This window comes from Paracnuella aquatica (assembly GCF_003332885.2).
Classification (GTDB): Bacteria; Bacteroidota; Bacteroidia; order Chitinophagales; family Chitinophagaceae; genus Flavisolibacter; species Flavisolibacter aquaticus.
Map to the genome: position 1 here is coordinate 456,219 of NZ_QOWJ01000001.1, position 21,801 is coordinate 478,019.

Here is a 21,801-nt window from a genome sequence, read left to right on the forward strand (position 1 = left end):
AAAAAGCATGTCAGTTCCAAAGTTTTACTGAACAGGCGCGGAAATTTTCTGCCGAAAATCTCTCTACTGTCAACTCCCGACTGTCAACTCTCAACTCCTTCCCCTCCCGCGGTCTTTGAATCAAACTATCCCTTATTTTTGCGCCACAAATTTCCAAGCTGTGGCTACACAATTTTCTAAAGAAACCTATCTGTACTGGTACGAGCTCATGCAACTGATCCGTCAGTTTGAGTTGATGGCGGAAGAAAAATATAAAATGGAAGGCAAGATTCGTGGCTTTTTCCACGCCTATGTAGGGCAGGAAGCCATTGCCGCCGGCTGTATGACCGCTACCAAGCCCGAAGACGCCTTTATTACTGCTTACCGCGACCACGGCCTGGCTATTGCTAAAGGCGTGGACCTGAACTCCTGCATGGCCGAACTGTATGGCAAAGCCACCGGCTGTGCCAAAGGCAAAGGCGGTTCAATGCACTTCTTTGGAAAAGACGTGAACTTTTACGGCGGCCACGGTATTGTAGGTGCCCAGATCGGGACCGGTGCCGGTATTGCGTTTGCAGAAGCCTACCGCGGTACCGATAATGTGTGCCTGACCTTTTTCGGAGATGGTGCTGCCCGCCAGGGTATGCTCCACGAAACCTTTAACCTGGCGATGTTGTGGAACATCCCGGTGATCTTTATTTGCGAAAACAACAACTACGCAATGGGTACGTCGGTAAAACGTACTTCCAACGTAACTGATATTTACAAACTGGCCGATGCTTACGATATGCCCGCCGACCAGGTGGATGGCATGCAGGCCGAGGCGGTGCACGAAGCCGTTTCCCGCGCTGTAAAGCGTGCCCGTGAAGGCGGTGGCCCCACTTTGCTGGAAATCAAAACCTACCGCTACAAAGGCCACTCGATCTCCGACCCGCAGAAATACCGCACCAAGGACGAAGTGGAAGAATACCGTGCAAAAGACCCGATTACCATCCTGCTCGACACGATGCTGAACAAGGGCTTTGCTACCCAGGAAGAGATCGATGCCATCAACAAACGCGTTGAAGAAGCCGTTGCAGAAAGCGTTCGCTTTGCCGAAGAGTCGCCTTGGCCGTCGGACGACGAACTGTTAAAAGACGTGTACGTTGATCAGAATTATCCCTTTATTGTTGATTAATAAAAGCAGCCTGAACTAATTTTATTTTATGGTAGAAACAAAACAAACACTGCCGGTGCGTGACGAAGAAGGTGCGGTAGTGGAACGCGCAAAAGATTTCTGGACCCGCAACGGCCGCGTGGTAACCATCGCCGCACTGGCTGTAATTGTGCTGGGTGCAGGCTACCTTGCCTTTAAATACCTGGTGCAAGGCCCTAAAGAACAAAAGGCCGCCGATGCACTGGCTGTTGCCGAAACATATTTCCGTGCCGATTCGCTGGGCGCTGCCCTCAACGGCGATGGCATCAACCCCGGTTTCCTGAAAGTGATCGACCAGTATGGCGGCACCAAAGCCGGCAACCTGGCCCGCTTTTATGCAGGCAGCCTCTTGCTAAAGCAAGGCAAATTTGCCGAAGCTGCCAAGCACCTCGACGAGTTTGACACCGACAGCAAAATGGTGCAGGCCCGTGCTTACAAACTGCTGGGCGATGCTTATGCAGAGCAAGGCAAGAACGAAGACGCGTTTAAAGCTTATAAAAATGCAGCTTCACACTTCCCCGACGACGAGCAAAATGCATCGGATTACCTTTTTACCGCCGCATATTTTTCAAGCCGTGTGCTGAAGAATGATAAAGAAGCCATCGAACTGTTCAAGCAGTTGAAGCAAAAGTTTCCCCGCACGGAGCGTGGCTTTGAAGCAGAAAAATTCTTGGCGCAAATGGGCGTTTATAACTAATTAGCTGCGAGTTGCGGGATTTGACCTTTAAAAAAGTTTACCCGCAACTCGTATCTCATAACTCATAGCTTCTCTCATGGCTGACGTAGCAAACAGCAAATTATTGGAAGGCATCGAGGGCATCCCACAACTAAAGGATGCCCTTGTTGTTTTGATAAAAACCGAATGGAACGCAGCAATCGTCGATGAACTGGAACGTGGCGCATTGAAAGTGTTGCAGGGGCAGGGCATCCGCACCAAAACCTATACGGTGCCCGGTGCGGTGGAAATCACTTTTGCCGTGCAGCGTTGCTGGGCCGCAGGCATTAAAGCGGATGCGTTCATTACACTGGGTTGTGTTATTCGTGGCGGCACACCGCACTTCGAATATGTTTGCCAAACGGTTACGGATGGCGTTACGCAACTCAATCTAACCCTTCCGGCGCCCACCATTTTTTGTGTGCTCACCGTGAACACCAACGAGCAGGCGCATGAGCGGCTTGGTGGCATTCACGGTCATAAAGGCGAGGAAGCAGGCATTACAGCAATGAAAATGATCGCATTCAGCCGCCAGCTTTCGGCTAATACATAGTGATATTTGAATAAAAATGATGTAGCCGGCTTTCGTGCCCTGATGAAACTGCGGTTGCGACGCTCCATTCAGGTTTCGTATTGCTGTGGAGCAAATCTGTTTCATCAAATGCGCAGCTTTACTCTAAATATCTACGTTTGACGTCTGACGTTTCACGAAAAAAGCACCGAGCAACAACCCCGTCCCTCAACCCAACCAACTGAAAGTAACCGCAATGAACGTTCAACTTTTTGTGCCTTGTTTTGTCGATCAGTTGTACCCCGATGCAGCCATGAACATGGTTAAGGTGCTGCGTAAAGCTGGTTGTACTGTTCGCTATAATGCCAACCAAACCTGTTGTGGACAGCCTGCTTTCAATGCCGGTTTTTGGGACGATGCAAAAACCGTGTGCAGCAAGTTCCTCGCTGATTTTGATGCGGACAGCTACATTGTAGCGCCTAGCGCATCCTGTGTTGGTTTTGTCCGCAACTACTACAGCAAGTTGTTTACCGAAGGCGCCGATGCACAAAAAGCAAAGGCCATTGGTGAAAAAATATTCGAGTTCTCCGACTTCCTGGTGAATGTGTTACAGCAGACAAAATTTGGTGCACGCCTCGAAGGTGTAGCCACCTACCACGACTCCTGCGCCGCCCTCCGCGAATGCCACCTCAAAACCGAGCCCCGAACTTTACTGGCAGAAGTGGCCGGACTACAACTCGTTGAGATGAATGACGTAGAAACCTGCTGTGGTTTTGGCGGCACCTTCGCCGTAAAATTCGAGCCCATCTCCATTAACATGGGCGAGCAAAAAGCTGAAAACGCAATGGCCACCAATGCCGATTATTTGATCAGCACCGACTTGAGTTGCCTGATGCACATCGGTGGCTATATCGATAAAAAATCAATTCCCCTCAAACCCATGCACCTCGCCGATGTGTTGGCTAGTGGATGGTAGGGGGTGGAGTTGGTAGTTGACAGTTGGTAGTTGATAGTGTTTATATCAAATTAACAAACATTGGATTCAGTTACTTCTGTTTGACAAGAAATAGAGTTTTCATCGACAGCTATAAATTTCTACCAAATATTATTAGCTATCAACTACCAACTGTCAACTACTAACTGTCAACCCTCAATTATCAAACCCAAACACCTCATCTCATGGCATTTTGGCTCATAAAATCGGAACCATTTAAATATAGCTGGGATCAGTTTGTACAGGACGGTCGTACCTTTTGGGATGGCGTACGCAACTATGCGGCGCGTAACAACTTGCGGGCTATGAAAGTGGGCGACCAGGCATTTTTTTACCACAGCAACGAAGGCCTCGAAATTGTCGGCATTGCTGAAGTGGTGCGGGAAGCTTACCAGGATCCTACTTCAAACGAAGACACCTGGTCGGCGGTTGACTTTAAGCCAGTGCGCAAACTGCAGCAATCGGTTTCGCTGAAGACGATAAAAGAAGATCCGCAATTGCAGCAAATGGCGCTGCTGCGCCTCGGCCGGCTTTCTGTGCAACCCGTTACACCCGAGGAATGGGAGCGGGTGTTGCAATATGAAAAAGGGGAGTAGCAGATATTCAATGATCTGCCAAAAAGTAACTCACAGTGATCAATAACCGAAGTTTTACTATTGGTTTCGGTAATGTTGCGCCAGCAAAAAAAGTTCCTGCATGTTATAAATCCGCTTCGCTTCTTTTTGTCGCGTAGCGGTCTGAATCATTGCTTTGGCAACCGATTCACCAGGGATGGATTTGAGCATACCCAGGCCCGGTATGTGTTGCAGCAAGCCCGATAATTTCAGTGCCAATCCTTCGCCGGTGCGTTTCTCTTGGCGGTCGCCGGCAAGCAAACCGGGCTGCAAAATGGATGTGTGTTCAAAGGGCAGGCGCAATACGTCTCGTTCCAGTTCCGCTTTCATCCGCGAATAAAAAAATAAAGAATTGAGCGCCGCATTTGCAGCCGAAACCAACACATAACGGCTTACGCTATTTTGCGCTGCGGCTTGTGCAAACTGGTATTGGTAAGTATAATCCACTTTGTACTGTGCCTCCTTACTTCCGGCAGCTTTCAGCGTAGTGCCCATTGCCGAAAACAGCACATCGCCCTTCACTTCATCACGCCATTGCTCGGGCCGGTCAAAGGCCACAACATGCTCGTACAACATAGGCGAATGCAGGCCAGTGCGGCGGCGCACAAACACATGCACTTCGCTGAACTGTTGATGGTGCAGCAGCAATTTTGTTAACTCGCGGCCCACCAAACCGGTGGCACCCAACACAAGCGCAATAGCCATATCTTTTTTATTTAAAAGGCGAAGGCAAGATCACTAATCGAAAATCACGGTTTTGTTTCCGTACACAAAAACCCGTTCGTGAAACACCAGCCGCAAAGCTTTTGCCAGCACCATTTGCTCCACATCGCGGCCGGCCTGCTGCATTTCTTTAGCGCCATGCGTATGGTTTACCGGTATTATGCTTTGTGCAATGATCGGGCCTTCGTCCAACTGGTTGTTGACAAAATGCGCGGTGGCGCCAATAATTTTTACACCCCGCTCATATGCCTGTGCATAAGGCTTGGCGCCAACAAATGCGGGTAAAAACGAATGGTGAATGTTAATGATCTTATTAGGGTACCGGGCCACAAACTGCGGCGAAAGAATGCGCATGTATTTGGCCAGCACCACAAAATCATATTCGTATTGATCGATGATCGCCGCAATTGCTTGCTCGTGTTCTTCGCGGCTTGGCCCCTCATGCGGCACGTAGTGAAATGGCAGATCGAATTTTTGCACCAGGGGCTGCAATGATTCGTGGTTGGCAATCACCGCCAGTATTTCTGCACCCAGTTCGTTGTAATGATGGCGCACCAGCAGGTCGGCCAGACAATGATGTTCTTTCGATGCCAGCACCACAATTTTCTTATTGCCACCAGCACAAAACTGAATAACCGCTTCTGCAGGCAAAGCTTCCCTCAATTCCTGCAAAATTGGCTCCGGCACAGTGTTTCCCGAAAATTCGGTGCGCATAAAAAACCAATTGCCTTTGCGCTCCACAAATTCATCGTTGCTGATGATGTTGAGTTGGTGCTGAAAAAGAATACCGGTAATGGTGGCAATAAGCCCGGGCCGGTCGGGACATTGAATCAATAAAACATGAGTGGCCATAGCCCAACAAGTTAGGACAGGCAGCTGAATTTTAAAGACACCATGCGATTCCTTGTGGGTAAAGCGGTGCCGTTTTGTCAAAATAATAGACCAAAGACGCCACAGCGTCCGCACTCAGCTTCACCAATTTTTAAGGTATGCCTCTTTACATTTGCACTATAAATACGATTGCTTTATGACATCATCCGTTTACATTGTTAGTACAGCCCGCACCCCCATTGGCAGCTTCAATGGTGCGCTGGCAGCAGTGCCCGCACCCAAACTGGGCGCTACGGCCATCCAGGCGGCCATTGAAAGAGCCGGCATTACTCCCGACCAGATTCAGGAAGTTTATATGGGCAACGTGGTAAGTGCCAACATCGGCCAGGCGCCTGCGCAGCAAGCCAGCATCATGGCCGGCGTGCCCACAACAGTTAATTGCACCACTGTAAATAAAGTTTGCGCCAGCGGCATGAAAGCCATCATGCTGGGCGCACAAAGCATCATGTGCGGCGACAATGACATTGTGGTGGCCGGCGGTATGGAAAGCATGAGCAACATTCCATATTATTTAGAAAAAGCTAGAAATGGTTATCGCCTAGGTCACGATAAAATTATTGACGGAATTATTCGTGATGGACTGTGGGATCCGTACCAGGATTACCATATGGGCAATGCCGGCGAATTGTGCAGCACTACCTACAACATTACCCGCGAGGACCAAGACGATTTTGCGAAAGAAAGCTACCAGCGGGCACAGCAGGCATGGAGCCAGCAAAATTTTGCTGATGAAATTGTGCCGGTGACCATTGAAGGCAGAACGACTACAACCGTTGCCGAAGATGAAGAATACAAAAAGGCCAACTTCGAAAAGATGGGTGCGCTGAAGCCTGCATTTACAAAAGATGGCGCCATTACGGCAGCCAACGCTTCTAAAATAAATGACGGCGCTGCCGCAGTGGTATTGGTCAGCGAAGCAAAAATGAAGGAACTGGGACTAAAGCCACTGGCCCGCATCGTGTCCTTTGCCGATGCATCGCAGGCGCCTGAATGGTTTACCACAACGCCTATAAAAGCCATGCAAAAAGCTTTGGACAAAAGCGGCTTGAGCGTTGCCGACATTGATGCATTTGAAGTAAACGAAGCTTTTAGCTGCGTGGCCATCATCAATGCAAAGGAGTTGAATATAGACACCGCAAAATTAAATAAATGGGGTGGGGCAGTGGCACTCGGTCATCCTATTGGTTGCAGCGGTGCCCGCATTGTAGTAACCCTTGCATCCATCTTGCAAAAAGATGGCGGCCACTACGGCATGGCTGGCATTTGCAATGGCGGCGGCGGTGCCAGTGCCATGATCATTGAGCGGGTGTAGAAAAGTGTTGAGCAGTTTAGGGTTTAGGAGTTTAGTATTAAAATATCACATCACATTTTTAGTCTAAACTTCTAAACCTTTAAACTATTTTCTTTCTACTGTATTTGATTCTAAAAAATACAAGCGCTGAATTCACCGCCACCGAAAACATGTTGGTATAAATCAGCGGCGCATCGTTGCGCATAAACCCGTACACCACCCACAGGCCCAATCCCGCAATCAAAATCAGCAGCATCATTACCGAAAGGTCTTCCACATGTTTTTCCTTGATTACCTTAATCAATTGCGGCAACATTGATGCTGCCGTAAGCACACCTGCAGCAATCCCGATCCACTCCATTGTTTTCATAAATAATGTTGGTTGTATGTTTTGATCTGCGCTGATACATGGTTTGTTTTCTTCATTTTCACCATGAAAACAAGCCATATTCAATAGCTACAAAACAATCGTTCCATTTTTCACGGCACTGTTTTTTTGTTTAGGTAATGTGGCCCTGCTCCGCTAATTTTGCCCCCGTTCAGAAAAAAATTTTTTGCTGCATGAGACAGATTCCATTACGTGAAGCCTTGCGTGAAGCCATGTCCGAAGAAATGCGCCGTGATGAACGTGTATTTCTGATGGGCGAGGAAGTGGCCGAGTATAACGGTGCCTACAAGGTAAGCCAGGGTATGTTGGCCGAATTTGGCCCCCGCCGGATTTTAGATACGCCCATTGCCGAACTCGGTTTTACAGCCGTTGCCGTGGGTGCCGCACAAAACGGCCTGCGCCCCATCGTAGAATTCATGACCTGGAACTTTGCCGTGCTGGCGCTGGACCAAATCCTGAACACTGCTTCCAAAATGCTGGCCATGAGTGGTGGACAAATTTCCTGCCCCATTGTTTTCCGCGGACCAAATGGTTCTGCCGGCCAATTGGGTGCACAGCACTCAACAGCGTTTGAAGCCCTGTATGCCAACATCCCGGGCCTGAAAGTAGTGTCGCCTTCCAATGGCTATGATGCCAAAGGTTTGCTGAAGCAGGCCATTCGTTACGAAGAAGACCCGGTTTGCTTTATGGAAGCCGAATTGATGTACGGCGAAAAGTCGGATATCCCCGATGAAGAATATTACATTCCACTGGGCAAGGCTGATGTTAAAAAACAAGGCACCGATGTGACCATCGTTTCGTTCAACAAAATGATGAAAGTGGCCCTAGGTGCAGCAGCCGAGCTGGAGAAAGAAGGCATATCGGCCGAGGTGATTGACCTGCGTACCATCCGCCCGCTGGATTGGATGACCATCCTGGAAAGCGTGAAAAAAACCAACCGCCTGGTGATTGTAGAAGAGCAGTGGCCATTTGCCTCCGTTTCATCCGAGATCACTTACCGCATTCAAAAAGAAGGCTTTGATTACCTGGATGCACCCATCCGCCGCATCACCGCTGCCGATGCGCCGCTGCACTATGCACCTAACCTGGTTTCACTCGCCCTGCCCGATGTAGGCCGCACTGTGCAACTGGTAAAGGAAGTAATGTACCTGAAGAAATAACCGACTGCCTTAAACGGCATCATTGTACGAAGAAAAAGTTGCACCATTGTGTGCAACTTTTTCATTTTCAGGAAGTATCGCTCCTAAAATAATTTGAAAATATTTTTTGAAATCTGGAATAAAGCGCCCATCTTTGTTACGGTTTTTCATAGGATATTGGATTTTACACGAGGCTGGATTTCTATCCGGCCTTTATTTTTTATCCATCGTCCTGTGCACACCGCCTTCTTGCTTACAGATTTATGCCGGCTCCGGCGCCAGCACACCAAACACAATTTTATTTCGTTTTGACTTTAATGTCATCCATTGGATTTAAACCGGTGAGATGCAAGCGAACAACATTTCTAGCAGAAAATAATTGCTGAAGTGGCTTGTCATTTGGTTTGCAGCTAAACTTAAAAACGCTTGCCCCGGAACGCTTACTTTTGCCCTCCAAATCACCTTTGTACCGATGCCCACGCTACTCATTATTGACGACGAAAAAGCCATCCGCAAAACGCTGAACGAGATTCTTTCTTTTGAAGGCTACACCATCGATGAAGCCGGCGATGGGGAAGAAGGCCTGCAGAAATTTAAAGCGAAAACTTACGACGTAGTGTTGTGTGATATCAAGATGCCGAAGATTGACGGGCTTGAGTTTTTGCAAAAAGCGGTAGAGATCAATGCCGATGTTCCCATCATCATGATCTCGGGACATGGCAATATTGAAACAGCCGTAGAAGCGGTGAAAAAAGGCGCTTACGATTTTATTCAAAAGCCGCCAGATCTCAACCGCATGCTTATTACCATCCGCAATGCGCAGGAACGCAAATCGCTGGTCAGCGAAACAAAAGTGCTGCGGCGCCGGGTAACAAAAGTGCAGGAAATGATCGGCGATTCGCCGGGCATAAAAAAGATCAAAGACACCATTGAAAAAGTGGCACCCACCGATGCCCGCATTTTGGTGACCGGCGAAAACGGCGTGGGTAAAGAATTGGTGGCACGTTGGATCCATGAAAAAAGCAACCGCGCCGACGGTCCGCTGGTGGAGGTAAACTGTGCCGCCATTCCCAGCGAGCTCATCGAAAGCGAATTGTTTGGCCACGAAAAAGGCTCGTTTACTTCAGCCATCAAACAACGCATTGGCAAGTTTGAACAGGCTAATGGCGGTACGCTTTTCCTTGATGAAATTGGCGACATGAGTTTGAGCGCCCAAGCCAAAGTGCTGCGGGCATTGCAGGAAGGAAAAATTACCCGGGTGGGTGGCGATAAAGAAATTCCGGTGGATGTGCGGGTAGTGGCCGCTACCAATAAAGACCTGATGAAAGAGGTGGAAGGAAAAGCATTCCGGCTCGACTTGTATCACCGCCTGAGTGTGATCCTCATTCATGTGCCATCGCTCAACGAACGGCGCGATGATATTCCGCTCTTGGTATCGCGTTTCCTCGATGACATTTGCGGCGATTATGGCATGCCGAAAAAAAGCATTTCGGACGAAGCATTGAAAGCTTTACATCAATACAACTGGACCGGCAACATCCGCGAACTGCGCAATGTTGTTGAACGCCTGGTGATCCTTTCTGGTAAAACAATTTCAAGGGAAGATGTGAAGAGTTACGTGTTCCCGAAGTAGATTAAATGTTTAAGGTCTAAAGTTTAAGGTTGGTCGCTACTGTAGCATCACCTTAAACATTAGACCTTAAACATTAACCCCCAGGTTTTAAAATCCAAACAGCTCGTACTTCGTTTTCGGTCGCCTCGTTTCCAGCCAGCGGAAATTTTCCAGCCGCATTTCTGCCGGCGACTTTTGCTGAATCGGCCACAAGGTTCCATCCACATCGCTGCGGAACACCACTTTATTCAGGTCGCCTTTTTTAAAGTACACATCCATAATTTCCGACTTCGACTGGTTGATGCCCGTGTATGCACTGTCATCGTCCTGCATATAATAAATGGATTGTGCCTGCCCGCGGGCCCGCACCGAATCAATCACGCCTTCAATAAAATACGAATCCATGCGCCGCGAACTCACCTGGTTGTAATAACCCGGTTCTACCTGTTTTACTAAAAACGAGTTGTTGAACACATGCACTTTTTCAGCTTGTTTGTTCCGGGTAAACAAGTGAATGGTATCGCCGGTGATCTGGCTCCCTTGACTCCAGACAATCGGGTTTTGAAACAGCTTGAAAGTCGAGTCGCGGAAATTATAAAAAAGACTGTCGCTCACTGCCTGCACCGAATCGGTAAAAATGCGCACATTCCGGAATGCTTCAAAATAGCGGTTGGTGCTATCACCGGCTTTCAATGTATCAAAACGATTGAGCGAATCGTGCAACCTTGTAAGATCGGAAAGGCGTGCCGAGAACAGCGTATCGGCGGTGATGTAAATCGAATCCTTTTCCTGCTTTACAATCATCAACGGCTTTTCGGTAGCCAGGAACGCTTCTGTTTTTTTGTTGACAAAGATTTCATTTGCCAAAATCGAAAGTCCTTTTGCGGTGTCCTTCAACACACCACGTCCCCTAATCTGTACCACACCGGCTGCATCGTCGTTGGCAATCTGGTCACCAGTTACGGTAAGCGCCCCGTCTTCAATAGTAGTGCGTTGGGTAAAATTAGCATTGCCACCACGCAAGTCGTAAAAACCTTCGGTGGTGCGGATCACCCGGCCACTGGAATCTTTGATAAATGTGGGCGAAATAAAACGGGTGGTTTGTAAACCAGTGTTGTACAAAAGCGAATCGGCTTTCAGGTCGTAAGCCGGGTCTTTGAGCACTACATTTTTTTTAAAATAAACATCCCGCGTATCGGCAAAGTAAGTGCCCTCGCGGCTGGTGAGCACCGACTTTTTATTGACCAGTTTCCCGCCATTGCGATAATCGCCGATGCGGGTGTTCATGTCGTAATCAAGTTCGGCCGTAGTAAGTGTTGCCTGCCCGTCGGACATGCGCACAGCACCCCTGAAATACGCAATGCGCCGGTCGATGAGGTAGCGTAAAGTATTGGAATAAATATGCGCCGTATCGCTGTCGTTGATGTGCACCCGGCCATAAGCCTCAAACACGTTGGCCGCTTGGTTGATGACGCAGCTATCACAATCAAATAAAACAGTGCCTTGCCGGAGCTTTACATTGCCGGATAAAATCTGCAGTGTTTGCCCGCCAGGCGTTTTTTTCAGCGCCAGTTTCCTTGCGTCGATAATTTGCACCAGGCGTGCTGTATCACCTGCAGGCAACTGGGCGCTACACCAAAAAGAAAGGAGTAATAAAATAGGGGTAAGAAGTCGGTTCATCAATCGCCTTCGGTTATAATCACCGTGTCTTTAGCTGAAGGCGAAGTTAGCGGCTCGGCCCCTTTGCGGCCACCGAACAAGGAAATATTAACGTAGCGTTTCGGATGCACCCGCACATCGTCCAGCAGGATTTCCAGGCTCAGTGCCGACTTCTGCAATTGGTTGTACAACTGCTGGTCGTTGAGCAGGCGGCCCACGGTGCCGTTGGGGTTATTTACATTGGCATCCAAAGCGGTGATGGTATTTTTCAACTGGTCAACCGTTGCCTGCAAACCTGCAATGGTTTGCTTGATGGGCGCATTGGCCAGGTTGGCCGTAGTAAGTTCAATATTGCGGATGGAGGAAGTGATCTGCTCGTTGTTGCGGGCAAGGTTGCCGGTAACGTTATTGAGGTTGCCCACTGCCTGCGATACCAAACCGCTTTCTGCATTGAGCAGGCGCTGCAGGTGTGCCGATGAAACCGCCAGGCTTGCGATCATGTCCTGCAGGTTGTGGTTGGTGTTGGGGTCAAAAATCTGGTTCACCGAACCCAATACCATCTTAAGTGAATCGGCTACATCATTTACCCGGGTGATGGTGGGCGTCAGCTGTGTTTTCAGATCGGCAATGATGCCGCCGCTCAAACTGGTGTTGAGTGTATCGCCGGGTTGCAGGTAAGTATTGGATGGCCCTTTTTCAATTTTGATATAAGAAGCTCCTACCAGCGAAGCATCAATAAAAGCAACCGAATTGTCGGGGATGGCTACATCACGGTTGAGGTGAATTTCTACAATAATGCCGTCCACTTCTTTATTGGTTGGGGTAAAGTTGTACACCGTTCCAATAGGGAGGCCATTGATTTTTACAACGTTTGATTTTTCGAGTGAACCAAGGTCTTTGAACACTGCATACAACGCAGGCTGTTTATTAAAAACTTTTGCACCTTTTAAAAAATTAAAACCCAACACCAGCAGCACAATAGCAACTACGGCAAGTATGCCAACCTTGGTTTCGTTATTGATCTTCATGAACTTTATATTTTTCCTGCGGCAGGAACCAGTTGAAGCTTCAAAAATAGCAACAATTTCATCGAAGCTTTTTCCATTTTATTCCCACCTTGTTCAGGTGGGTAAAAAACCATACCACAGGGGAGGGAGGATTTCGGATTGACGATTTCGGATTCCATTCTGGCGGAAAGGACTTTGTGAATCTATGCTTGCAATTTGCACCGAAGGCGATCGTAAATCGTCAATCCCAAATCGTCAATAAAAAAAGCCCCTTGCGGGGCTTCTAAGCGATCGTTTAAGGGAGGCAAGAACTACCGGACGGTTTGCCGCCGGCGTTCCTGTGCATCAATGCTGTTCAAAAATGCTTCGGCGTCTTTTTGTTTTTGCACGCCAGTGGTCAAACCCTGCTGAGCAGAGATTTGGTTTTTCTCCAGCCAGCCCATATAATTTTTCACTGCACTGGTGATGCAGTTCGCAATTTCTTCTTGTCCTTTATCGGAGTTCAGGTAATCTTCCTCAGCGCGGTTGGTGATGTAGCCAGTTTCCACCAGCACACTCGGCATGGCAGTAGCCTGCAGCACCCAAATGCCCACCTGGCGCTGGCGCTGTCCGCGGCTTACACGGCCCACTTTAGCAAACTCTTCTTCCACCAGGCCGGCCAGCGTAGCACTGCGTTTAAAAAACTGTTTGGTTTTCAAAAGCGACAGCGCAATAAAATCAGCAGAGTTTACATCCACGTCGCCGTAGTTCTGCTGGAAATTTTCTTCGGCAAGCATGGGTGCATTTTCACGCATTGCAATTTCCTTGTCTTCATTTTTATGTGCACCCCAAATGTATGTTTCGGTGCCTTTAGCAGGGTTGGGGGTAGAGTAGTAGCGGTATTGCGGCACCTGGCGGGTAACTTTTTTACGCTTCTTGCCTTTACCTACATAGCTCACCACGGTTTTGTTGCCGGTAAATTCTTTGTGCTGCACCGGGGGCGCCGCATTTACGTGGATAGAAATAAACAGGTCGCCTTTGTTTTGATTGGCCATGCGGGCACGGGTATGCAACTCGGGGTACGAGTCGTCGGTGCGGGTAAACAGCAATTTTACATCGGGTGCTGTGCGTGCCAGTTGTTCGCCCAGGCGTGTGGCCACACCCAGGCAAATATCTTTCTCATAGGAAAATGCACCGCGGGCACCTACGTCTTTGCCGCCGTGGCCTGCATCAATAATAATGGTGCGCAGAACTTTTGGTTTTTCCTGGAAAGAAAACAACAATGTGCCCACTAAAAAAAGGGAAACCAGTGCAAGCGTTTTCTTTAGCATAGAGGATTATTTATTTATCTGTTAACAGTATGCTCTATCAGTGTGTAACCACCTAATCAGTTACTTTTGTTGCCGGCTTATGACGGGACTGCACAAATTTACATTTAAAATTTTCTCCTCGGCTCTTCTTCTATTGGCAGCCATGTGTTTCTTAACGCAAACAGGGCATGCCCGTAATATTATTGCCGGTAAATTTGAGGGCAGTTTACCAGTTTGGCAACGTGACACGGTGCCGGTTAAAAAGGCCACCGATACATTACGGAAAATTACAGACAGTACGCGGGCCGTGCGGGATAGTTTGCCCACTACAGATACATTTTCGCTGAAGCTGTCAAAAGATACGTTGAGCGGACCGGTTAATTACAAGGCGCAGGATAGCGCCGTGATCCTGATGCAGGAGAAAAAAATCATCCTGTATGGTAAAACCGAAACCAGGTATCAGGATGTAAACCTGCAGGCGCCAACGGTTATTTTGGACCAGGGCACCAACATCCTTACCGCCATTGCCGACCGCGACAGCCTGGGCGAAATAGCGACCAGGGCTCGTTTCGAACAGGGCGAAAACAAATTCCAGTCGGATACGATCCAGTTTAATTTTAAAACGCAGCGCGGCATTACCCGCAACACCTTTACCCAACAAGGCGAAATGTGGGTGCAGGGCGAAAAGATTAAAAAAGTAGATTCCGCAACGGTGTTTGTCAGTGGCGGCCGCCTCACCACCTGTTCGTTCGATGATCCGCATTTTGCCTTTCGCACCAACAAGCTGAAGGTGGTGAATAATAAAATCGCGGTAACCGGTCCCACGCATCCCGAGTTTGAAGGTATTCCCATTCCCATCTATTTGCCGTTTGGCTTTTTCCCCATGAGCCAGGGCCGCCATTCCGGTTTTTTGCCGCCCACCTTTGCCACCAACGAAGCGTTTGGCCTGGGCCTGGAAGGGCTGGGTTATTATAAAGTATTGAACGAATATCTGGATGTTACTTTCCGTGGTAACATTTATTCCTACGGTGGTTGGAACGCCGTGTTGACGCCCACTTATCGCAAAAGGTATCGGTACAATGGTTCGATGAACATCAGTGTGCAACGTACCAAAATTGCATTTAAAGGCGACCCGGATTACAACCTGACTAAATCCTTTATGGTTAACTGGAACCATACGGTGGACGGGAAAGCAAGACCGGGAACAACTTTTTCTGCTAACGTAAATGTTGGCTCTACAAGATTCAACCGTTTTTTGCCTAATAATCCAAGAGCCAATTTCAACAACAACCTTTCCTCTTCTATTGCCTATTCGAAAATGTGGGCGGGCAAACCTTATAACCTGACGCTGAGTGCCAACCACAACCAGAACAACAACACGAGGTTAATGTCAATTACATTGCCTGATGCTAGTTTTACTGTAAATACTTTGTACCCTTTTCAACGGAAAGAGGCTGTTGGTGCCAAACGCTGGTACGAAAACCTGGGCATTGGATATAATGGCGTAGCACGCAACCAGCTTAATTTTTACGACTCAGCTTTCACCAGTATCACCCGCCTGCTTGACACCATGCAATGGGGCGCACAACACCGTTTTCCCATCACCATGTCGCTGCCCGCAGTTGGGCCCATCATTTTTTCACCGGGCATTTCATATCAACAGGTGTGGTTGCAAAACAAGTATGACCGTAAATGGAATGATGTAACTAAGCGGGTTGATAATAACCGGCAAAAAGGTTTGTACGTCGATCACGAAGTTTCGTTCAGTATGAGCGCCAGTACAAACATTTTTGGTACGCTTCGTTTTCAGCGGTCGCGGGTGCAGGCAATACGCCATGTCATCCGGCCCCAGATAAGTTTCAACTACCGTCCCGATCTGTCGGCCGGCAATTACCAAAATGTGCGGCTGGATAGTGCAGGCAAAGTATGGGATCGTATTTCAGTGTATGAAGGCAACCTGTTTCCTGGCTTTAGTGAAGGACGTTTCGGCGGCATTTCGTTTGGTGTAGATAATAACCTGGAAATGAAATGGCGGTCGAAAAAAGACACCGGAGACAACGCTATTAAAAAGATCCGGCTGATCGATGGTTTTGGATTTACCAGCGGATACAACTTTTTACGCGACACCCAACGCCTCGAACCGTTCAACCTTTCGCTGCGCAGTACCCTGCTCGAAAAGATCAACATCACTGCAAGTGGACAGTTGATTCCCTACAAGCTCGATTCGTTTGGCCGCCGCACCAACGACTATGCGTGGGCCAACGGTTTTAACCTCGGTACCCTGCAATACGCAAGCCTTGCAGTGAGCACTTCTTTTCAAAGTAAATCCAAAGACGGAAAAGAAGCGCCAACGCAAACCACCCCGGGTGATGAGTTGCTGATGCCCGGCCAGCGCCGAATAACCGATCCAACGCTGATGGGCGACCAGCAGATGCTGCTCGATTATATGCGGCGCAACCCTGCTGAGTTCGTGGATTTTAATATTCAATGGCAACTGTCGCTTTCGCTGTCGGTAAATATGACGCGGCGGCGCAGGGCGGATTTTACTGGCTTTGAAAACGATGTGAATGCCAACGTTTCGTTCAACAACAGTTTTAACCTTACGCCAAAGTGGAACTTCAGCACCAATGGTTATTATGATTTTCAAACCATGAAGCTCCAGACCTTTTCCATGTCCATTAGCCGCGACATGCACTGCTGGCAAATGTCGATACAGGTAACGCCGGTGGGCCCGTGGCGGTCATTTTCTTTCACCATTAACCCCAAAGCTTCGCTGCTGCAGGATTTAAAAGTAAACCGCAGCAGGACGTTTTCGAATTTTTAGAATTGCTGTTGATGTTTGTCCGCAAATGCAATTTGAGGACTGGTGCTTTTCGTTCGTGAACACCCTGCCTGATGTCATTGCGAGGCGCAGCAGAAGTTTTGGAACTTGGTAATTCACAGCGCCGAAGCAATCTCCTGCAACGTCTTTTTTTAAATCACTTACGATTGTAAATGGTTTCTTGATAAAAAAGGAGATTGCTTCGGCGCAGGAACTTTATCAGGATATAAAGTCGCCGCCGCGCCTCGCAATGACAGCCGCCCATTAACCATCACTTCCTATTCGCCAAATAATAATCCCGCATCACACCAAACGCTTCCTCTTTCAATTCACTTGCAATTTTGCCTGCCACGGTTATTGGTGCTAAAAAATGCATTTCTACTTTATGTGGCCAGATGTAAAAAATCTTGTTGCGCGGCATTACTTTACCTGTATTAAAAATAACTGTGGGGATAATATCCTTGCCCGATTCAACGGCCAGCCGGAATGCGCCATCATGAAATTTCTGCAACGGTTCCTTTCCTTTGTTGCGGGTGCCCTCCGGGTATATGCACATATGTAATCCCATTTGCAACACCTGGTGCATGGCCACATAGCTTTGCTTGCGGCTTTGCTCACTCTTCCGGTCCACCAGCACCGATCCGCCGCGATAAATGGTTCCAAACAAGGGAATGCTGGCCATTTCGACTTTTGCAATAGTTTTATTGGCACCGGGAATGCCGGGAGAAGAAAGCGGCACATCCATAAACGAATTATGGTTGCAGATCACCACGTAGTTTTCACCTTTTTTAAAGTGGTGGCGGCCCACAAAACGGCGACGGATACCCGAAAGCACAAAGAACACGTTCATCCACGGGTTGAATACACGGAACACATTTTTGGTACGGCGTGGTTCGGGTTGTTTGGAAATGATCCACACCGGGATCAGCACCAGAAATAGGGTAACGACAAACACCAGCAGGGCCCACAGCGCAAACACCCTCCCTAGGATATTCTTCAACCAGTTCATGCAGCAAAGTTACAGCGCCCAGTCGATGGGATCGATGCCATGTTGCATCAGGTAATGGTTGGCTTTGGAAAAATGGCGGTTGCCAAAAAAACCGCTGTTGGCAGAAAGGGGCGAAGGGTGCGCCGATTTCAGCAGGTAATGTTTTTTGCCGTCAATGAGTTCTGCTTTTTGCTGCGCAAACTTGCCCCACAACATAAACACCACGTGCTCTTTGCCTTCCGACACCTTCTGTATCACCGCATTGGTAAATTTTTCCCAGCCAATTTTGCTGTGGCTCATCGGCTCGTTTGCCCGAACGGTGAGGGATGCATTGAGCAACAAAACCCCTTGCCGTGCCCATTTTTCTAGATATCCATGATTGGGAATGGGCATGCCTACATCCTCGTGCAGCTCTTTAAAAATATTGATCAGCGATGGCGGTGGCGCCACGCCAGGCTGCACGGAAAAAGAAAGACCATGGGCCTGCTTTGGATTGTGGTAGGGATCTTGTCCCAGTATCACCACTTTCACCATATCAAATGGTGTGGTCTCAAATGCATGAAAAATATTAGGTCCCGCTGGATAAATGGTTTTACCCTGTGCCTTTTCCGTTTTCAGGTGTTCAATGATTTGTTTGAAATACGGCTTGTTGAATTCATCCTGCAACACAGCTTTCCAGGACTCTTCTATCTTGACTTGCGTGGCCATGTGGGTTTGGGGTTTGACTGCATCAAAAGTATTGAAACGGGAAGTAGCGCTGCATTTGTTTCAATAAATTTTGCACCATGTGGGGTTTACAGTTGTGACGACGTAGCCAATTGCGGGCTGTTTTAATTAATTTAGCCAACTACGCATCGGCAGCGATGCGTTTATCTGAGACAATGCTTGCTCACCATATGAACCAACCCGCTACTTTGCGGACCGCTACTGGCGCCGCAATAAACTCAATATTTTATAAATACAGTTTTGGTAATGTCGCAGTCTTTTCTCTGCATTTGGGTAAGGCGTCGTTGAAGCACTTGGCTGAATTAAAATATACACTTGCAATATCACCAATCAATCTTCCAACTTCGACTTTTTACTATCAAATGCGCTGCGCATGCTATTAAAAAAGTGCTTCTTTGCTATTGCTTGCTTGCTGGCAGCAACTGTCCATGCGCAGGTGGAGTGGCCAGCAATTACGCAACAATCAAAACCCTGGGCCCGGTGGTGGTGGCAGGGCAGCGCAGTTAACCGGGCAGGCTTGGAAAAAAACATGAAGGATTATGCCGCGGCGGGTCTTGGCGGACTGGAGATCACGCCAATCTATGGTGTGCAAGGAGCCGAACAACAGTTCATTCCATTTTTGTCGAACCGGTGGATGGATATGTTGCAGGCCACACTGGCAATGGCAAAGAACTTAGGGCTTGGCATTGATATGGCCAATGGAACTGGCTGGCCTTTTGGCGGGCCCACCATTAAGGACAGCCATGCCAGCAAAACGCTTTTTCACAAAACCTGGCAGTTGAATGGTGTCGAAATAGTAGGAGAGCCGGTCACATTTGCGCAGCAAAGTTTTGTACGTACTGCCAACAACCAAAAGGTAATTGCAGATACAATTCTACAGGACATTGCGCAAAATAAAGACCTGCAGGCACTGGCACTCGACCAGGTACAGTTTAGCAAAACATTGCGGCCTTTTTTGCTGATGGCTTACCCCGAAAAAGGCCAGCCGGTTGATGTTACCAGTAAAGTAGATGCAAATGGTAATCTTGTCTGGACTGCGCCTGCCGCCAAATGGCAATTAGTTGGTTTGTATGAGGGTCTGCACGGAAAAATGGTGGAACGTGCGGCACCGGGTGGCGAAGGATATGCTATTGACCATTTTTCTGCCGCAGCTTTGGATCATTATCTGAGCCGCTTTGATACTGCATTTGCCGGCCGCGATCTAACTGGTATCCGCGCATTTTTTAATGACTCCTATGAAGTGGATGATGCCCGTGGACAAAGTAATTGGACGCCTAATTTTTTAGCTGCTTTCCGCCAGCGCCGTGGTTACGACCTGGCGCAACACCTTCCGGCTTTGCTGCAACAGGATGCAACTGACAAAAACCGCAGGGTGCTGTACGACTACCGGGCAACCATAGACGAAATGATCCTCAAACATTTTACTAAAAGGTGGAAAGGGTGGGGCAGTAAACACGGTAAATCGATCCGCAATCAAAGTCATGGTTCGCCTGCCAACCTGCTCGACCTGTATGCCGCCATTGATATTCCCGAAACGGAAGGGTCCGATATTTTGCGGTTCAAGTTTGCCACTTCGGCGGCACATGTTGCAGGTAAAAAACTCGCTTCGGCTGAGGCTGCCACTTGGCTCAATGAGCACTTCCTGTCGGGCTGGGGCGACGTGAAAAAGGCGCTTGATCTTTTTATGCTGGCTGGCGTCAACCATATTTTTTACCATGGTGTTAATTATTCGCCGCCCGAAGCTGCCTGGCCCGGTTGGCTGTTTTACGCAGCCGTACATTTCAACCAGGCCAACCCTCAATGGAAAGATTTTGGTGCGCTGAACAAGTATGTGGCGCGGTGCCAGTCGTTTTTGCAAATGGGCAATGCGGCCAACGATGTGCTCCTATATTTTCCGTTGCCCGACCGGTACATGGAACCGGGGAAAGAATTGCTGCAACATTTCGACGGGTTGGAAAAAAACTTCGAAGGATCGCATTTTGAGCATGCAGCCAAGCGGATGCAGGAAGCCGGCTATCTATTTGATTTTATTTCTGACCGGCAACTCGCAGCAACAAGTTTTCAGAACGGAATCAAGACAAGCGGCATCCATACATACAAAACCATTTTGCTGCCCGCAAATAAATATATTTCCGACACGACTTTTCAACATTTGGTGCAACTAACAAAGCAAGGCGCCACTATTTTGTTGTATAAGAATGCACCGGAGGATGTGCCCGGTTTTTATCAATTGGAACAACGCAGAAAATTGTTACAAACTGCACTCAGCCAATTGAAATTTGCTCAAGCAGATGGTGCCGGTGTTCGTGCGGCTATTGTTGGAAAGGGTAAATTCCTGATGGCCGATGACATCGATGCATTACTGGCAGCCGGCGGAATTAAAAAGGAGGAGGCAGCAGGCGGCGGCATACAACTGCATCGGCGGAACTATGAAGGCGGTAGCATTTACTTTTTGCGCAATGATTCTTCCAAAGCTTTCAATGGCTGGCTAACGTTGCGAATACCCGGAGCTACAACAAGGTCGGTCGCCTTGTTTAACCCGATGACGGGGCAAAAAGGTTTGGCCGAAACACGGAAAGGCGACGCTGGTGCCATGCAGGTTTATGTGCAATTAAAACCTTACGAAACATGTATTGTGCAAACATTCGACGGCGAGCAAAAAGGCGAACTGTTTCCTTATCGTTTTGCCACCGGCCAGCCACAGGAAATAATCGGAACCTGGCGCATTAGTTTTGAAAAGGGCGGTCCTGAGCTACCGCAACCGGTGAGCAAACAAACCCTTAGTTCATGGGCGCATTGGGGCGATATTACAGCCTCCAATTTTTCAGGTACAGCCCGTTATTCTATTAATTTTTCCAAACCACAGACCCCGTCAAAAACCTGGTGGCTCGACCTGGGCCAAGTTGATGAAACCGCCGAAGTGTTTTTAAATGGAACAAAGCTGGCTACACTCATTGGTCCGCAGTATGGTGTGGAGATAGCTGGGGTACAACTGCAACCCACCAACAAATTGGAAGTGCTGGTTTCGAACCTGATGGCGAATCGCATTCGATACATGGAGCGGCACGGCCTGCAGTGGAAAAAGTTCTATAACATCAACATGTCGGCAAGGAATCGAAGCAACCTGAAAAACGGGGTGTTTGACGCCAGCCATTGGGAACCGCAATCATCGGGATTATTAGGCCCAGTGACGCTTACACCAACCACTGGCGTATTCCCGAAACAGTAAATGCGAACGGTTCGATTATACTGTGCACCG

Annotated in this window: 20 protein-coding genes; 10 read left to right on the forward strand and 10 right to left on the reverse strand. The window is 48.4% G+C overall.

Going from position 1 to position 21,801, the window contains the following annotated elements:
• Positions 1-160 precede the first annotated feature (160 nt).
• The 5 genes from pdhA (at position 161) to DRJ53_RS02055 (ending at position 3,990) form a co-directional block, all read left to right on the forward strand.
• Complete coding sequence (gene pdhA / locus DRJ53_RS02035; RefSeq protein WP_114233905.1) at positions 161-1,156, forward strand: pyruvate dehydrogenase (acetyl-transferring) E1 component subunit alpha; 996 nt, start codon at positions 161-163, stop codon at positions 1,154-1,156.
• A 28-nt stretch (positions 1,157-1,184) separates the two neighbouring features.
• Entirely contained in the window at positions 1,185-1,871 is a 687-nt protein-coding gene (locus tag DRJ53_RS02040) for a tetratricopeptide repeat protein (RefSeq protein WP_114233906.1), read from the forward strand.
• A 76-nt stretch (positions 1,872-1,947) separates the two neighbouring features.
• Positions 1,948-2,442, forward strand: coding sequence for a 6,7-dimethyl-8-ribityllumazine synthase (gene ribH, locus DRJ53_RS02045; RefSeq protein WP_114233907.1), 495 nt, complete (start codon positions 1,948-1,950; stop codon positions 2,440-2,442).
• Positions 2,443-2,656: 214 nt separating this feature from the next.
• Positions 2,657-3,376, forward strand: coding sequence for a (Fe-S)-binding protein (locus DRJ53_RS02050; RefSeq protein WP_114233908.1), 720 nt, complete (start codon positions 2,657-2,659; stop codon positions 3,374-3,376).
• Positions 3,377-3,579: 203 nt separating this feature from the next.
• A complete protein-coding gene (locus DRJ53_RS02055; RefSeq protein ID WP_114233909.1) occupies positions 3,580-3,990 on the forward strand; it encodes an EVE domain-containing protein in 411 nt (136 codons plus the stop codon).
• 57 nt (positions 3,991-4,047) lie between these two features.
• Here the strand turns inward: DRJ53_RS02055 and DRJ53_RS02060 are convergent, their stop codons facing one another.
• Together DRJ53_RS02060 and purU are read right to left on the reverse strand one after the other, a co-directional pair.
• On the reverse strand, positions 4,048-4,713 hold the full coding sequence (locus DRJ53_RS02060; RefSeq protein ID WP_114233910.1) for an NAD(P)H-binding protein: 666 nt from the start codon (positions 4,711-4,713) through the stop codon (positions 4,048-4,050).
• 33 nt (positions 4,714-4,746) lie between these two features.
• Positions 4,747-5,583 carry a formyltetrahydrofolate deformylase gene (purU, locus tag DRJ53_RS02065; protein ID WP_114233911.1) on the reverse strand — a complete coding sequence of 279 codons (837 nt, stop codon included), beginning with the start codon at positions 5,581-5,583 and terminating at the stop codon, positions 4,747-4,749.
• Between the two features lie 175 nt (positions 5,584-5,758).
• Here purU and DRJ53_RS02070 point away from each other — a divergent pair, with 175 nt between their 5' ends.
• Positions 5,759-6,934 (forward strand): acetyl-CoA C-acyltransferase, encoded by a 1,176-nt coding sequence (locus DRJ53_RS02070; protein WP_114233912.1) that lies wholly within the window; start codon positions 5,759-5,761, stop codon positions 6,932-6,934.
• Positions 6,935-7,013: 79 nt separating this feature from the next.
• On the opposite strand, the gene DRJ53_RS02075 is transcribed toward DRJ53_RS02070, so the two are convergent.
• The gene (locus DRJ53_RS02075) at positions 7,014-7,283 is read right to left on the reverse strand and encodes a SemiSWEET family sugar transporter (protein ID WP_114234418.1); all 270 of its coding nucleotides are present in this window, start codon (positions 7,281-7,283) and stop codon (positions 7,014-7,016) included.
• 191 nt (positions 7,284-7,474) lie between these two features.
• On the opposite strand from DRJ53_RS02075, the gene DRJ53_RS02080 reads away from it, so the two are divergent.
• Entirely contained in the window at positions 7,475-8,461 is a 987-nt protein-coding gene (locus DRJ53_RS02080; protein ID WP_114234419.1) for a pyruvate dehydrogenase complex E1 component subunit beta, read from the forward strand.
• A gap of 9 nt (positions 8,462-8,470) precedes the next feature.
• Here the strand turns inward: DRJ53_RS02080 and DRJ53_RS21220 are convergent, their stop codons facing one another.
• Positions 8,471-8,611 (reverse strand): hypothetical protein, encoded by a 141-nt coding sequence (locus tag DRJ53_RS21220; protein WP_155523188.1) that lies wholly within the window; start codon positions 8,609-8,611, stop codon positions 8,471-8,473.
• Positions 8,612-8,912: 301 nt separating this feature from the next.
• Between DRJ53_RS21220 and DRJ53_RS02085 the strand changes: the two genes are divergently transcribed.
• On the forward strand, positions 8,913-10,073 hold the full coding sequence (locus DRJ53_RS02085) for a sigma-54-dependent transcriptional regulator (RefSeq protein ID WP_114234420.1): 1,161 nt from the start codon (positions 8,913-8,915) through the stop codon (positions 10,071-10,073).
• Between the two features lie 87 nt (positions 10,074-10,160).
• Here DRJ53_RS02085 and DRJ53_RS02090 read toward each other — a convergent pair whose 3' ends face one another.
• From DRJ53_RS02090 to DRJ53_RS02100, 4 genes are all read right to left on the reverse strand, one after another.
• Positions 10,161-11,732 (reverse strand): OstA-like protein, encoded by a 1,572-nt coding sequence (locus tag DRJ53_RS02090; RefSeq protein WP_114233913.1) that lies wholly within the window; start codon positions 11,730-11,732, stop codon positions 10,161-10,163.
• The gene (locus DRJ53_RS02095; RefSeq protein ID WP_114233914.1) at positions 11,732-12,739 is read right to left on the reverse strand and encodes an MlaD family protein; all 1,008 of its coding nucleotides are present in this window, start codon (positions 12,737-12,739) and stop codon (positions 11,732-11,734) included. The genes DRJ53_RS02090 and DRJ53_RS02095 overlap by 1 nt, the downstream gene beginning before the upstream one ends.
• Positions 12,740-12,744: 5 nt before the next feature.
• Positions 12,745-12,897, reverse strand: a complete 153-nt coding sequence (locus DRJ53_RS21225) for a hypothetical protein (RefSeq protein ID WP_155523189.1) — start codon at positions 12,895-12,897, stop codon at positions 12,745-12,747.
• Positions 12,898-13,029: 132 nt separating this feature from the next.
• Positions 13,030-14,028 carry an N-acetylmuramoyl-L-alanine amidase family protein gene (locus DRJ53_RS02100; RefSeq protein ID WP_114233915.1) on the reverse strand — a complete coding sequence of 333 codons (999 nt, stop codon included), beginning with the start codon at positions 14,026-14,028 and terminating at the stop codon, positions 13,030-13,032.
• A 142-nt stretch (positions 14,029-14,170) separates the two neighbouring features.
• Here DRJ53_RS02100 and DRJ53_RS02105 point away from each other — a divergent pair, with 142 nt between their 5' ends.
• Positions 14,171-16,831, forward strand: coding sequence for a putative LPS assembly protein LptD (locus DRJ53_RS02105; RefSeq protein WP_114233916.1), 2,661 nt, complete (start codon positions 14,171-14,173; stop codon positions 16,829-16,831).
• Positions 16,832-17,099: 268 nt separating this feature from the next.
• Here DRJ53_RS02105 and DRJ53_RS02110 read toward each other — a convergent pair whose 3' ends face one another.
• Positions 17,100-17,837, reverse strand: a complete 738-nt coding sequence (locus DRJ53_RS02110; RefSeq protein WP_114233917.1) for a lysophospholipid acyltransferase family protein — start codon at positions 17,835-17,837, stop codon at positions 17,100-17,102.
• Between the two features lie 9 nt (positions 17,838-17,846).
• The gene (gene ung / locus DRJ53_RS02115; RefSeq protein ID WP_114233918.1) at positions 17,847-18,524 is read right to left on the reverse strand and encodes a uracil-DNA glycosylase; all 678 of its coding nucleotides are present in this window, start codon (positions 18,522-18,524) and stop codon (positions 17,847-17,849) included.
• Positions 18,525-18,915: 391 nt separating this feature from the next.
• Here ung and DRJ53_RS02120 point away from each other — a divergent pair, with 391 nt between their 5' ends.
• Positions 18,916-21,771 (forward strand): glycosyl hydrolase, encoded by a 2,856-nt coding sequence (locus tag DRJ53_RS02120; protein ID WP_114233919.1) that lies wholly within the window; start codon positions 18,916-18,918, stop codon positions 21,769-21,771.
• The last annotated feature ends 30 nt before the right edge of the window (positions 21,772-21,801 follow it).